Annotated in this window: 14 protein-coding genes; 5 read left to right on the top strand and 9 right to left on the bottom strand. The window is 65.3% G+C overall.

Features of this window, described 5'->3' with window-relative positions; genetic code table 11:
• Positions 1-58 precede the first annotated feature (58 nt).
• Both IDT60_RS02565 and IDT60_RS02560 read right to left on the bottom strand, forming a co-directional pair.
• On the bottom strand, positions 59-3,148 hold the full coding sequence (locus tag IDT60_RS02565; protein ID WP_223883856.1) for a S8 family serine peptidase: 3,090 nt from the start codon (positions 3,146-3,148) through the stop codon (positions 59-61).
• Positions 3,149-3,609: 461 nt separating this feature from the next.
• The gene (locus IDT60_RS02560; protein WP_164202525.1) at positions 3,610-3,795 is read right to left on the bottom strand and encodes a hypothetical protein; all 186 of its coding nucleotides are present in this window, start codon (positions 3,793-3,795) and stop codon (positions 3,610-3,612) included.
• Positions 3,796-4,064: 269 nt separating this feature from the next.
• Here IDT60_RS02560 and purS point away from each other — a divergent pair, with 269 nt between their 5' ends.
• Genes purS through purL form a run of 3 tightly spaced genes read left to right on the top strand, consistent with a single transcriptional unit; the run spans position 4,065 to position 7,397 of the window.
• Entirely contained in the window at positions 4,065-4,316 is a 252-nt protein-coding gene (purS, locus tag IDT60_RS02555) for a phosphoribosylformylglycinamidine synthase subunit PurS (protein ID WP_066287204.1), read from the top strand.
• A 1-nt stretch (position 4,317) separates the two neighbouring features.
• Complete coding sequence (gene purQ / locus IDT60_RS02550; protein WP_164202527.1) at positions 4,318-5,091, top strand: phosphoribosylformylglycinamidine synthase subunit PurQ; 774 nt, start codon at positions 4,318-4,320, stop codon at positions 5,089-5,091.
• Positions 5,088-7,397, top strand: coding sequence for a phosphoribosylformylglycinamidine synthase subunit PurL (gene purL / locus IDT60_RS02545; protein WP_164202529.1), 2,310 nt, complete (start codon positions 5,088-5,090; stop codon positions 7,395-7,397). The genes purQ and purL overlap by 4 nt, the downstream gene beginning before the upstream one ends.
• 80 nt (positions 7,398-7,477) lie before the next feature.
• Here purL and IDT60_RS02540 read toward each other — a convergent pair whose 3' ends face one another.
• The 6 genes from IDT60_RS02540 to IDT60_RS02515 form a co-directional block, all read right to left on the bottom strand.
• Positions 7,478-8,260, bottom strand: a complete 783-nt coding sequence (locus IDT60_RS02540) for a hypothetical protein (protein WP_223883855.1) — start codon at positions 8,258-8,260, stop codon at positions 7,478-7,480.
• A 274-nt stretch (positions 8,261-8,534) separates the two neighbouring features.
• On the bottom strand, positions 8,535-8,828 hold the full coding sequence (locus IDT60_RS02535) for a DUF503 domain-containing protein (protein WP_164202531.1): 294 nt from the start codon (positions 8,826-8,828) through the stop codon (positions 8,535-8,537).
• A gap of 75 nt (positions 8,829-8,903) precedes the next feature.
• Complete coding sequence (locus tag IDT60_RS02530) at positions 8,904-9,221, bottom strand: putative quinol monooxygenase (protein WP_191080763.1); 318 nt, start codon at positions 9,219-9,221, stop codon at positions 8,904-8,906.
• A gap of 30 nt (positions 9,222-9,251) precedes the next feature.
• A complete protein-coding gene (locus IDT60_RS02525; protein WP_191080762.1) occupies positions 9,252-9,878 on the bottom strand; it encodes a hypothetical protein in 627 nt (208 codons plus the stop codon).
• Positions 9,879-9,892: 14 nt separating this feature from the next.
• The gene (locus IDT60_RS02520) at positions 9,893-10,441 is read right to left on the bottom strand and encodes a DUF1990 family protein (protein WP_191080761.1); all 549 of its coding nucleotides are present in this window, start codon (positions 10,439-10,441) and stop codon (positions 9,893-9,895) included.
• Positions 10,438-10,872: an MmcQ/YjbR family DNA-binding protein gene (locus IDT60_RS02515; protein ID WP_191080760.1), complete on the bottom strand. Its 435-nt coding sequence runs from the start codon at positions 10,870-10,872 to the stop codon at positions 10,438-10,440. The genes IDT60_RS02520 and IDT60_RS02515 overlap by 4 nt, the downstream gene beginning before the upstream one ends.
• A gap of 45 nt (positions 10,873-10,917) precedes the next feature.
• Between IDT60_RS02515 and IDT60_RS02510 the strand changes: the two genes are divergently transcribed.
• The gene (locus tag IDT60_RS02510; RefSeq protein WP_164202552.1) at positions 10,918-11,946 is read left to right on the top strand and encodes an isopenicillin N synthase family oxygenase; all 1,029 of its coding nucleotides are present in this window, start codon (positions 10,918-10,920) and stop codon (positions 11,944-11,946) included.
• 25 nt (positions 11,947-11,971) lie between these two features.
• Here the strand turns inward: IDT60_RS02510 and IDT60_RS02505 are convergent, their stop codons facing one another.
• Complete coding sequence (locus IDT60_RS02505; RefSeq protein WP_191080759.1) at positions 11,972-12,397, bottom strand: CoA-binding protein; 426 nt, start codon at positions 12,395-12,397, stop codon at positions 11,972-11,974.
• A gap of 319 nt (positions 12,398-12,716) precedes the next feature.
• Between IDT60_RS02505 and IDT60_RS02500 the strand changes: the two genes are divergently transcribed.
• Positions 12,717-13,532 (top strand): ABC transporter ATP-binding protein, encoded by an 816-nt coding sequence (locus tag IDT60_RS02500; protein ID WP_164202556.1) that lies wholly within the window; start codon positions 12,717-12,719, stop codon positions 13,530-13,532.
• Positions 13,533-13,599: the final 67 nt, after the last annotated feature.

The following is a 13,599-nucleotide window of genomic DNA, read 5'->3' as shown; positions in this document are numbered from 1 at the left end:
CCCGGCCAGCAATGCCGGCCGGGACGTTTCAGATGGTTACTTGTGTCCTATCCCGCGATCAGCCGGCCGGGGACGCTGCTGCGCCGGCTCCGACCTTGACGTTGACCATGGTCCTGATGCCGTTCTCCCCCAGCGTCAGCCTGGACATGTACGAGCCGTCGCGCAGGCCCGTCCAGTTCAGCGTGGCGGTGGTGGCAGTACCGTTCGGCGCCACAATCGGGTTGGGGGTGACCGTCAGGTTCTCCGTGCCCGCCTCGAAGGGGGTAAAGGAGACGGCCTGGACGTTTGCGTTGGCAGCACCTCCGCCCGGCGTGGAGTAGAGATTGGCCACAATCTCGTACGTGCCGGCCTGCGGTGACTCCAGGTCCAGGAACTCACTGGCTGCAGCCGTTGCCACCTGTGTGACCGACTTGTCTGGTCCGTACACCACCATGTCCCAGTCGACGTCGTTCGTTTCCGCCTGGATGCCGAGCCGGGCGAAGCTGGCATTTGCCGGGACTGTCACGAAGACGCGTGCGTTATGCGCATCGTCGGCCCGCGCGTAGGCACCCGGCGTCTTGGTGGCCGCCGTTTGCTCCAACGGCGCCAGACCCTCCACTGCCACGGGCAGGGGTGCATCCGTGCCGGAGACGAGGTCAATGGTTCCGCTGCCCGTCCCGGTGGCTGAACCGAAGGAGAAGGACGGCGCAATCCGCGCATCTACGGGCCGTACGGCGATGGGTGAGGTGACGGTCCTCGGACCCTTCCACGTAAGCGTGCCGGCCGTGAACTCACCTACCGTGGCGCTGTCATTGCGGATGGTGATGCTCACCTCGCGGGTCTGGCCTTCCTTCGCGAAATTCAGCGCCTTGGGTTCAACGTCAACGCTGAAGCCGGGCAGCTCCACATCGGCCCGGTACATTCCCGGAACGAGTGCCGTCAGCTGGCGTTTGACTGTCACTTCGCCAACCAGGCTGCCGAGGGCAATCGAAGGCAGGTTCAGGTCCTGGGCGGCAAGCGTCCCGGCCTGCGGAGCACCTGTAGCTACCCCCTGGCCATTCAGGAAGGCCAGCCAGTCCTTAACGCCCGAGTCGTAGACCAGGCCCGGATCCAGAACGCTGAGGGAATCGACATGGCCCGCGCCGCCGTCGAACGGGTTCCGGTTGGGTTCGCCGTCCGCGTCAACCAGAGGGTAGGCGGTGGTCATCATGGCGGACTTGACCCGTGCCGGACTCCAGAGCGGCTGCTTGCCGAGCACCAGCGCGCCGAAACCGGCGATGTGCGGTGCGGCCATGGACGTGCCGGACATGAATCCGAACTGCTCACCATCGTTGCCGATGGTGGACACTCCGGCCAGGACGTTAACGCCCGGGGCGGAAATGTCCGGCTTGAGGAGGTCGCCGCCGGAGGCGAGGGTGGGGCCGCGGGAGGAGAAGCCCGCCACCTGCGGCGCCGGCGGAAGCGGCTCACCGGTCAGGTCGCCCTTAACAAGGCTGACCGTCAGGGCCGTGTCGGCGGCGAGCTTCGACTTCAGCTCGAGGCTGTCGGGGGCGTTGACGTGGACTGTGGGAATGACGTGGTTGTCAGCGTCTTCGGAGCTGTTGGAAAGGTTGACGAGGATCATGCCCACGCCACCCTTGTTCTGGACCTCAAGGCTCTTGGCCGTCCGGTCCACTACGCCACGGTCACACACCACAACCTTGCCGGCAACCTTGGCCGGGTCAAGCGTCCCGGGGCCGCAGAGGTTGGGGTTCGCGGCACCGGCGGCTGCAGCGTCCGCGGCAACAATGGCCGGCTTGTCCGCAACCTCGGTTTTCATGATGGAGGCCCCGCGGTACAGGCTTCCGTCCGAAACCTTGACGGTTCCGAGGAGGTCGCTGGGGAATGTGGAGGCCGCCACCGTGGTCAGCCACGGCGATGCGTGGTTGACCGTGGAGGCACCGGGGCCCGAGTTGCCGGCTGATGCCGCCACAAACACGCCGGCGGCGGCGGCGTTAAGGAAGGAAAGTGCCACGGGATCCGTGGTGCTGTTCGTGTTGCCTGAGATGGAATAGTTCAGGACATCGACGCCGTCTTTGATGGCAGCGTCAATCGCTTCCACAGAGGCGGAGGAGTAGCAGCCGCCGGTAGCCGGATTGTCATCCTCCCAGCAGATCTTGTAGACCGACACTTTGGCAGCGGGCGCCACGCCGGAGCTCTTGCCGAAGCTCTCGCCGTCGAGTACCTGCTCTACGTTGGCATTGCCGGCGGCCGTGGTGGCCGTGTGCGTGCCGTGGCTGCCTACATCGACCGGGGAGATCAGCTCCTGGGGGGCACGGTTTTCAGGCTTCACGAACTGCAGGAAGGAGTCCGCGAAGTAGCGGGCACTCAGGACTTTGGAATTGCACAGCGTCCCGTCGAAGGCGGCGCCGGTGCCCACACCCTTTTGGCATTCGCCCAGGAACGTGGTGCCGTCGGCCTTGAGCATCGCGATGCGGCCCTCGGCTGTACGGTACGGCACGCCCACCTGGGCGGGTCCGCTGAGCGGCTGCACCGCTTCGCCCTGCAGGAAGGGGTTGTCCGGGGCGTAGCCGGAGTCGATGACACCCACCACAACACCCTTGCCGGCGTTCTCCTCGCCGCCGAAGCGGGTTTCCCACGCGCCTTCCTCGCCCGTGAGTTCCAGGAAATCGTTAGTGGTGTAGTCGGGGGCATTTTCGACGTCGGGCGCCACCGTGAGGACCCTCGCGTCCTTGGCGAGCTCGGCTGCCTGCGCTGCGGTCAGGTCGGCCGTGAAACCGTTGAGGGCAGCAGTGAACTGTTTGGTGGGCGTCACTCCCTGTTGGCTGGCCACGTCCTGCTGGGTCTTGCGAAGGTGTGCGTCGTAGGCCCTGTAATTGGGGCCGTCCACGTCCAGCTTCCGGCCGTCCTGCGGCTTTGTGGCGAGCAGGCCGGGGGTCTCCCCTTCATAGGCGGCTGCGGCCTTGGCTGCGAGGACCACAATGTAGCGGCCATCCTTGAAGTCAGTGGCCGCGGTTGTCTTTGCGGCTATTGCCGTATCCTGCCCGGCGGGCGCCGCGGTAGCGGGGCTCATCGCCATCGAGCTGAGGAGCAGCGGCAGGCCCACGGCCAATGCCGCGGCCTTCCGGAGCCCTCCGCCCCGAGCGGGGCCTATTCCAGTTGATTTCACGAGCGACTACACCTTTCACGAGGAACGGGCCGGCCACATTTGCCGGTCTGAAGTAGCTGGGAACGGCACACAGCTTTACAGGTTTTGTAATGCTGTGAACCAGCCGATTCAAACAGTACAGACTGAGAGCTAAATATGACATAGGACACATACGTGTCTTCGAATCAGTCAACTGCAGGAGGGCGGAGCGCTAGCGTCTTTCCATGTCTCGCCTCTCCTCTGCTTCAACACCCGGCGGGGCACCAGCCTTGAGTTCCCTCGATAGATCCATTGAGCGCCGATGACGGTGAGCGGTCAAGGAGTGCCCTGAATTGACACGGAAGAAGGCCCCTGCGGGACCGGACCTGATGTCCGCCGCAGGTCCTTGCCGCCGTCGAAGGTCGGGCGCCTACAGGCACAAAAAACGGGCGTCCCCACTCGGGGAACGCCCGCTACAGGGCAATTGTCAGGGGCAGGTCCGGCTACTGCCTGGGTGTGCGCACCACGTCGCTGATCCACTGGCGGGTCTTCTCATCCACGGGCCCGGCCACGCGGGTGTCCCGGGCAGCCCGGTCCGCTTTGATCTTTTGCATGACCATCCGGCCCAGGCCGGCAAAAACGGCAACGGCCATAACCGGCAACAGCAGGGATTTCGATTTTTCAGCCATTCGGCAATCCTAGTGACGCCGGCCCTGCGGGGCCAGAGCCGCCGTCGTTCTTCACCTCCCGAAACCACTTCCCACCGGATAACAGTGACGGAGCCCACCGAATACAGGGTCCGGCGCTCCGGCCGGTAGAATGGGCTTGCAAGCTCGCGGAGCGCCCGTCCCACCGTTGCAAAGGCACTGTTTCCACGCAGTCCCCCATTTCCGGAACGGCGTAAGACGGCACCACTCCGCTGCGCCCTTACCCAAAGCTCACGCACAGGAGTTGCCGGATGCCCCGGATCGTTGTTGACGTCATGCCCAAGCCCGAGATTCTGGACCCGCAGGGGAAGGCCATCGTGGGTGCACTCCCCCGTCTGGGCTTCACCGGCTTTAGCTCTGTCCGCCAGGGCAAGCGCTTCGAACTGACGGTTGACGGCGAGGTGACCGATGCAATCCTGGCCCAGGCCCGTGAAGCAGCCGAGACCCTGCTGTCCAACCCTGTGATCGAGGACGTCGTCAACGTCGAGGTCGTCGAGGCCTGAGATGACTGAACTTCCCTTGATCGGCGAGGCAGTCGCCGTCGCCGCCGAGCCCCGGCTCGCGGGTGCCCGCATAGGCGTTGTCACATTCCCCGGCACCCTTGACGACCGCGACGCCGCCCGTGCAGTCCGGCTTGCCGGTGGCACCGCAGTGCCGCTCTGGCACGCGGACACCGCCCTCGGTGACGTGGACGCCGTCGTGATTCCCGGCGGGTTCTCCTACGGTGATTACCTCCGCGCCGGCGCCATCGCCCGCTTCGCTCCGCTGATGTCCAAGATCATCGACGCCGCGAACTCCGACGCGAAGCTGCCCGTGCTGGGTATTTGCAACGGCTTCCAGATCCTGACCGAGTCGCACCTGCTGCCCGGTTCCATGATCAAGAACGACCACCTGAAGTTCATGTGCCGCGACCAGGTCCTCCGGGTGGAAAACAGCAACACCGCCTGGACCCTGGACTACGAGGCCGGCCAGGAAATCACTGTGCCGCTGAAGAACCAGGACGGCCAGTACATCGCCGACGAAAAGGTCCTGGACGCCCTCGAAGCCGAAGGCCGTGTTGTCTTCCGTTACGTGGGCTTCAACCCGAACGGTTCACGCCGCGACATCGCCGGCATCTCCAACGCCGCCGGCAACGTGGTGGGCCTAATGCCCCACCCGGAGCATGCGGTGGAAGTTGGCTTCGGCCCGGAGTCGCTGGACGGCATCGGCGGGTCCGATACCGACGGCCTGGGCTTCTTCACCTCCGTTTTGAACAAGATTGTGGGAGGCGCCAAGTGACCACGGAAACCACCAAGAAGTTCAACATCGACACCGTCGAGAACGCTGCCAAGACCCCGGACACCGAACTGCCGTGGGCCGAGCTGGGCCTGAAGCAGAACGAGTTCGACGAGGTGGTCAAGGTCCTGGGCCGCCGCCCCACCGGCGCCGAACTGGCCATGTACTCCGTCATGTGGAGCGAGCACTGCTCCTACAAGTCCTCCAAGAACCACCTGCGCCAGTTCGGCGACAAGGTGACCGAGGAGATGAAGAAGGACATGCTGGTGGGCATCGGCGAAAACGCCGGTGTGACCAACCTTGGGGACGGCTGGGCCGTGACCTTCAAGATCGAATCCCACAACTCGCCGTCGTTCGTGGAGCCCTATCAGGGTGCCGCCACCGGCATCGGCGGCATCGTCCGCGACATTATCTCCATGGGCGCCCGCCCGGTGGCGGTCATGGATCCGCTGCGTTTCGGCGCCATCGACCACCCGGACACCGCCCGCGTGATGCACGGTGCCGTTGCCGGCATCGGCGGCTACGGCAACTCCCTGGGCCTGCCGAACATCGGCGGCGAAATGGTGTTTGACTCCATCTACCAGGGCAACCCGCTGGTGAACGCGCTGGCCGTGGGCGTTATGCGCCACGAGGACATCCGCCTGGCCAACGCCTCCGGCAAGGGCAACAAGGTGGTCCTGTTCGGTGCCCGCACCGGCGGCGACGGCATTGGCGGCGCTTCGGTGCTGGCCTCGGAGTCCTTCGACGACACCAAGCCGTCCAAGCGCCCCGCAGTGCAGGTGGGCGACCCGTTCGCCGAGAAGGTCCTGATCGAGTGCTGCCTGGAGCTCTTCAAGGGCTCTCTGGTTGAAGGTATCCAGGACCTCGGCGCCGCGGGCATCTCCTGCGCCACGTCCGAGCTGGCCTCCAACGGCGACGGCGGCATGCAGGTTGAGCTGACCTCCGTCCTGCTGCGCGACCCCACGCTGACTCCGGGCGAAATCCTGATGTCCGAGTCGCAGGAACGCATGATGGCAGTGGTCACCCCGGAGAACATCAAAGCCTTCGAAGCCGTGATGGACAAGTGGGCTGTGGAGTACTCCTGGCTCGGCGAAGTCACAGACACCGGCCGCCTGATCATCACGTGGGACGGCGTAGTCATCGTGGACGTCGACCCGCGCACGGTTGCCCATGACGGCCCGGTCTACGACCGCCCGTACGCGCGCCCCTCGTGGCAGGACTCGGTCCAGGCCGATTCCTTCACCGGTTCCGTGCAGGACGCCGGCCGCCCCTCCGCACCCGCGGAACTGGCTGCCGCCGTTACGGAGCTCGTCGCCTCGCCGAACATGTGCTCCAAGGACTGGATCACGAACCAGTACGACCGCTACGTGGGCGGCAATACGGCCCTGGCGTTCCCTGACGATGCCGGCGTGGTCCGCGTGGATGAGGAAACCGGCCTGGGCGTGGCCCTGGCCACCGACGCCAACGGCCGTTACACCTACCTTGACCCGTACCATGGCGCGCAGCTTGCCCTGGCCGAGGCCTACCGCAACGTGGCCACCTCCGGTGCCGTGCCGATGGCCGTCAGCGACTGCCTGAACTTCGGCTCCCCCGAAGACCCTGACGTGATGTGGCAGCTCGCCGAAGCCATCCGCGGCCTGTCCGACGCCTGCATGGAACTGGGCATCCCGGTCACCGGCGGCAACGTCTCGCTGTACAACCAGACGGGCACCACCCCCATCCACCCCTCCCCCGTGGTGGCGGTACTGGGCAAGCTCGACGACGTTGCCCGCCGCACGCCGTCGGGCTGGCGCGAAGATGGCCAGGCCATCTACCTGCTGGGTACGACCGCGGCCGAGCTGGACGGTTCCGAATGGGCAAACATGCGCGGCCACCTCGGTGGACTTCCGCCCAAGGTTGACCTCGCCGCCGAACGCGCGCTGGGTGAAATCCTGATCAACGCCTCACGCGACGGCATGGTTGACTCGGCACACGACCTCTCCGAAGGCGGCCTCGCGGCAGCACTGGTGGAGTCCTCACTGCGCTACGGCGTGGGTGCCCGGATCGCCCTGCAGGACGTCCTGGACCGCGACGGCGTGGACCTGTTCACCGCGCTCTTCTCCGAGACCCAGGGCCGTGCAATTGTCGGCGTTCCCCGCTCCGAGGAAGTCCGGTTCAAGGACATGTGCACGGCGCGCGGCTTTGCCCACGTCCGGATCGGCGTGGTGGACGCGGCCAGCAACAAGCTGGAGATCAACGGCGTGGACACCATGTCCCTCGACGCCCTCCGCGAAGCCCACGAAGGGACGCTGCCGAAGTACTTCGGCTAAGCCCCACCGCTTCCTTTCATCGATTGCTCCGTAGCGGCCCTTTTGAACCCTCAAAACGGCAGTTGCGGAGCAATCGATGCTTAAGGGCCCTTTCGCCACCCTGCCTGGAACAGAGCCGCCCGGATCTTGGCCACGGCGGCCTTTGCGTCGTCCAGCATGTGCCGTTTCGAAATGCGGACTTCAGTCCAGCCCAGCGTTTCGTAGCTTTCAGAGCGTGAAATGTCCCGGACGATCTGGCCCTCCTCGCCGTGATGTTCTCCTTCGTACTCGATCCCGATCCGGTACCTCCGAAACGACAGGTCCGGCTCGTGATGGCGGCGGCCGTCCTCGCCGATGATTGGGACGTTCAGCTCCGGTTCCGGCAGCCCGGCCCTGACCACGGCCAGCCGCAGGAGGGTTTCCTGCGGCGAGTCGGAACCGACCCGGATGAGTTTGATGGCTTCCTTGGCCCTGCGCAGCCCGCGCTTTCCCTTGTGCCTGTCGATCATCCGCTGAAGGTCTGCCACGCCACAGAGTGGCATATCCCGGTCCTCAAGAGCCGCCCTCGGCAGGCGCACACAGCTGTCGCCCATGGCCACCAGTTCATCCACTGTGAGCATTTCCGCCATATCCAGCCACGTCCGTTCCGGAGTGGTTACGGGAATTCCGTCAACTGTGGTGACCTCGTCGCTGTACAGCTTCATCCGGTGCACAATGACATGCGGCCTGTTCAGGTGTGCCGAGCCCTCAGGCCTGATGACATGAAACATCTCTGGAGTCCCCTTCTGCTGACGGCGCGGCAGCGCGAGCATCTCCGCCGCAGTGAGGTGGGATGCGGCGCATCGCTCATTGACCTCGATGAAGGGCCGGACCCTGTCACTCAACGGGAGCTCCGCCGTCGGGCCTTCCGACCTGATCCCCTTGCCGAGGCGCTTCAGTGCCCGGTGTCGCAGTCGCCTATGCGAAACGCCGGCGCGCGCTGCCTCAACCACTGTGAACGGACGGTCCTGTAGTTCCGCAGGCAGCGGGCGCGGGGTCTTCATGAACTCATCAGAACAGAATACGGCGGGCGCTGCAGAAGTTATCCACACCCCCCATCGATTGCTCCGTTACGTCCGTTTTCCCGGCTCAAAACGGCAGTTGCGGAGCAATCGATGGTCAGTCTTCGCTGTGGAGCTCCCGCTGGCGGGCGCTGAGCAGCTCAATCTCCGGCCGCGCGGCCACAAAACGTTCGACGGCGGTGAGCACTTCCACCAGGTGCGCCCGGTCTGCGGCCACCAGGCCGGCGCCCACCTGGGAGCGCCGGTACTGATCGTGGTCCCCCACCTCAGCGACGGAGACGTCAAAGCGGCGCTTGAGCTCGGCCAGCAGCGGCCTGATAACGGACCGCTTCTCCTTCAGGCTCTGGACATCGCCCAGGAGGATGTCGAATTCAATCCAGCCGACCCACATGCCCTAATCGTATCCATTGCTCCGTAGGTGTCGTTCCGAGGACCCAGAACGACACCTACGGAGCAACCGATGGGGTCAGATGGTGAGCTCGCCCATCCGGTCCCAGCCGTCGCCGTCGAACTGGCGGCTGATGATTTGTGGCGTCTCAGCCAGGGCCTGGGGCATGTCGGCCATTGCCTGCTTGAAGTGGGGGCTGTTGACGTGGTCTCCGGCGGCATCGTCCTTGAAGGCTTCCAACAGGACAAACTCGTTGGGATCATCCACACTGCGGGACCAGTCGAACCAGAGGTTGCCGGGTTCCTCGCGGGTGGCCTTGGTGAAGCTGTCCACAAGGCCGAGCCAGCGGTCTGACCAGTCGGGCTTGACCTTGAACTTAACCACAATAAAGATCATGGGATTTCCTTCCGTTCGTGTGTGAATCCGTCAGTTTGTTGCCATGTCGAGCTCGCAGGCCAGGATGGCTTCGCGGGCCTGCTGCTGTTGCACGGGTGTTCCGGCCTGCTCGGCCCATTGCTCAGCGAGCTGAAACTCCACCAGCGCTTCGGTGAACCGGCCGGCACGATGCAACATCCGGCCCAGGCTGCTGTGCAGCTCCGCCATCCACCGCCTCGTGTGCCTGTCGTGCGCAGTGGAGGCGTACTCAAGTGCACTCCGGGTCCAGGCTTCTGCGTGTGCGGGATCTGCCTCCGCCAGCATGTGCAACGCGTCCACGGCGAGGAACTCCTCGCCGAGGTGGTCGCCCAGTTCGGCAGCCTGTTCCAACAGCGGAGCCGCCATGGCTGCATGGCCGCTAGAGGTCAGAAGCCGGCCGCGCTCCAGCAAAACCCGGACCCCTACTGTGGGTTCTTCCTCGCAGTCAATTGAATCCAGCAGCGCATCGGCCTCTTCGTAGCGCTCCTGCAGGCCAATGGCCCGGCCCAACTGGGTGGTCAGTTCGGCTTTTTCGTCGGTGGTGTAGGCGGGGTCGGCAAGGGCGTCCCGGAAACGCTGTTCGGACAAAGCCGGGTCCGTGAAGTTCCATAGGCGGTCAAGGGTCTGTTGGTCCAGCATGTACCTTCTCCTGATCAGCTTTCACCTGCGGCGAGTTGGCGTGCCCCTTCAACGTATCGCGAAGTGACATGCCTCTGCGCCGCCCGGGTCACCAGGGCACCTGCACGGTAGAAGCGGTTGGCAGGCACGCTGAACGCGGTGATCTTCAGGAACACCCGCCCCGTGTCATCGACCTCCACCTCAAAGGCCTCTTCGCCGCGCGCCGGATGTCCGGGCAGCGTGCCGTAACCGAAACCGGCTGACTGCGGACCGTCGCCGGGCACGGGCCGCCGGACCCACACCACCTCGCAGGGGGCATTGATCCGGAAAGGCCCGACGCCGAAGCCGCTCACCACGCGCGTTCCCGGACGGACGACGTCGGACTCGGCCCGGACGCGCAGCCCCGAACGCCGCTGCAGCTCCCAGGACAGGATTCCCTTCGCCACCCGGCGATACAGTTCAACGCCCTCCCCCAGATAGACCTGGGATACCAGGCAGGGGAATCCCTCCGGCGGTCGGCCGTTCTCAGTGGCGCCCACCCCCGGGTAATCGAGCCGGCCGCCCACCAGGCGCTTGCCCTTCACGGCCGTCCTCCCGGGAGAGCGGACGCTGAAGGGGTTCCGGACAGCCGTGCCCAGCCGAGCTGTTCCTGCTGCTTGCGGCTCAACGTGGCCACCACCAGGTCGTAGGAGTCCTCCACCATGTCCCGGACCATGTCGTCAGGCAGTGCTCCATCCAGGCGCACACCGTTCCAGTGCGTCTTGTTCATGTGCCAGGCGCCGGTAATCTCGGGGTGCGCGGCGCGCAGCTGCTCGGCCAGCGCGGGCTCACACTTCAGGCTCACCGACCAGTCCTCGGAGTCCATGGCGGACAGGGCGAACATTTTCGCTTCCTGCCGGGCTCCGCCGGAAACGGCGGCGCGGACCTTGAACACGGACGTCTCGGGGCCAAAGGGGAAATCCTCGAATGCACCTGGAAATGACAGGCAGATTGCCTTGAGCTGTGCTGGGTCCATGGTGCGAGCCTACAAAGCCCTCCCGTCCGGTGCTAGTCTGCGAAGATGTCACCCGACCAGGCCACGATCCCCGTTCTGGACATGAGCACCGCACGCCAGCCGTACGGTTCCTTTAGCCCGGAATTCATCGACCAGCTGCGGGACGCAGCCCATAACGTGGGCTTCTTCCAGATCACTGGTTACGGCGCCGCTCCCGGACAGGCCGAAGAGCTCCTGGCCCTCATCAAGCGTTTCTTCGACCTGCCCCTTGAGGAGCGGATGAAGCTCGATAACCGGCTGTCGCCGCATTTCCGCGGCTACACGCGGATGGGCACGGAAGTCACGCAGGGCAGGGCCGATGCCCGCGAGCAGATCGACTTTTCGCCGGAACGCGAGCCGGTCGTGGACTATCCGGCGGATCAGCCTTATTGGCTCCTGCAGGGCCATAACCTCTGGCCGGACGAGGCAATGCCGGAGCTTGAGCCAGCGGCCATGGCCTGGGCCGAGCTGATGTCCGAGGTCGCCATGGAACTCCTGCGCGGCATCGCCGTGGCCCTCGGCCTGCCGGAGGACCACTTCGACGAACCCTTTGGCGACGAGCCGGCCTGGATGGGCAAGCTGGTGCACTACGTTGGCGGCGTGGTGGAAGCTGCCGGCGACCAGGGTGTGGGCTCACACGCGGACTACGGTTTTGTCACCCTCCTGCTCCAGGACGAGGTGGGCGGGCTGGAAGTGCTGCCGCACGGAACCACCGAGTGGGCCACCGTGGAACCCATTCCGGGGGCGCTGGTGGTGAATCTCGGCGAGATGCTGGAGGTAGCCACCGAGGGCTACCTGATGGCCACCATCCACCGGGTCAAGGCTCCGCCGCCCGGCGTGGACCGCTATTCAGTGCCGTTCTTCTGGTCCCCGCGCCTGGATGCCGTGATCGATCCCGTGCCGCTGCCGCCTGAGCTGAAGGCCCAGGCCCGCGGCCTCTCCGACGATCCGACCAACCCGATGCTCGCCTCATTCGGCCTGAACATGCTCAAGGGCAGGATGCGCGCCCACCCGGATGTCACCGAACGCCACTACCCGGGACTGATGCAGCGCTGATGACCGGCCGGGCGGATCCGCCCCGTCAGAGGTTGTATTTCCACGCCTGCTGCGCCGGGCAGACGTTCATCACAACATCCAGTCCTGCGGCCTTCGCACGCTCAGCTGCTGCCTCGTCGATGACGCCCAGCTGCATCCAGATGGCTTTGGCGCCGGCCGCAATGGCCTGGTCAACCACAGCGCCGACCTTCTGAGAATTAACGAAGCAGTCCACGACGTCGACGGGCTGCTTTTCGGCGGGGATATCCGCGAGGGTGCGGTACCCGGTTTCGCCGTGCACCGGGTCGCCCGGCAGGTTCACGGGAATGATCTCCATCCCGAGCCTGTCGCGGATAAAAAGGGACGTGTCGTAGGCGGCGCGCCACTCGTTGGTGGTCAGGCCCACGATGGCCCACCGCCCCTTGGTTCGCATAAGGCGCTCCATGACTGCAGGATCGTTGGTGTTGCCCATGCCCCAAGCCTACGCCGCTTTGCAAAAGTTCCTCATGCCGAATTTTTGACCGGCACGAGGGGGCGGGATGGCATGTGAACGAACATTACACACTACAAGTCCGGATTTGGATTGTTTGATTCACATGGGGTGTAGTGGTGAGTGACCATCCCGAGCGGCCGAGAGACCTGGATCGATGAAGCCGCAGCAACCCTGGTCAGCGGGCGCCCCCACGGCACACGCTGATAGCAAGGAAAAAGCCTTGGGTAAGCGGAACTGACCACTCCGCAAAAGGCTCGACTCCGTAGGGTGCTACTGCCAGGACCGATGGAGTGATCCCATGACTGCAGTCCTGACTTCCGAGCGTGCCGGCAAGACCACCGGCTCTTCCTCAGCACTTCCTGTGTCCTTCCGCGGTCTGCGCCGCACCTTCGGGACGGGCGACGCCGCCCGCACTGTCCTGCGCGACGTCACCTTCGACGTCGAAGCAGGGGAAGTCCTGGCCATCCTGGGACCGTCCGGCTGCGGCAAATCAACCCTGCTGCGCGCGGCGGCGGGCCTGGACTCCCCGAGCGCCGGTTCCGTGGTCATCCAGGACAGCGCCGTCCAGGGCATCGATCCCCGCTGTGCGTTTGCTTTCCAGGAACCGCGGCTGCTCCCCTGGCACACCCTGCAGGCCAATGTGGCCATCGGCCTGCCCACCGGCTGCAGCGCCAAAGAAGGCAAAGCCAAGGTGTCCCGCCTGCTGGAACTTGTGGGCCTGGACAGTTTCGCCAAGCACCGCCCCCGCGAGGTCTCCGGCGGAATGGCCCAGCGCGCGTCCCTGGCCCGGGCACTGGCACGCAACCCCGGGGTCCTGCTGCTCGACGAACCGTTCGGTGCGCTGGACGCCCTGACCCGCATCAAGATGCAGGACCTGCTCCTGGACGTGCACAAGGCCGAACCCACCACAGTGCTCCTGGTCACCCACGACGTTGACGAGGCATTGCAGCTGGCGGACCGGATCATCGTTCTCGGAACTGCCGACGGCGGCCAGGGCGCCACGATCGTGCGGACCGTTGATGTGCCAGGCAGCCGTCCCCGCGACCGAGCCTCGGCAGAACTCGCCACGCTGCGCGTCTCCCTCCTGGCCAGCCTGGGTGTCGACGGGCATTGACGCCCGCAACTTCCGGCATAGCCCCGGCCCTCCGGGCCACAGATCCACTCCGCTCACCCACAAACGC

Source organism: Pseudarthrobacter sp. BIM B-2242, from assembly GCF_014764445.1.
Classification (GTDB): Bacteria; Actinomycetota; Actinomycetes; order Actinomycetales; family Micrococcaceae; genus Arthrobacter; species Arthrobacter luteus_A.
The sequence above is the reverse complement of the archived record's forward strand: the minus strand, read 5'-3'. Positions and strand labels throughout refer to the sequence as shown.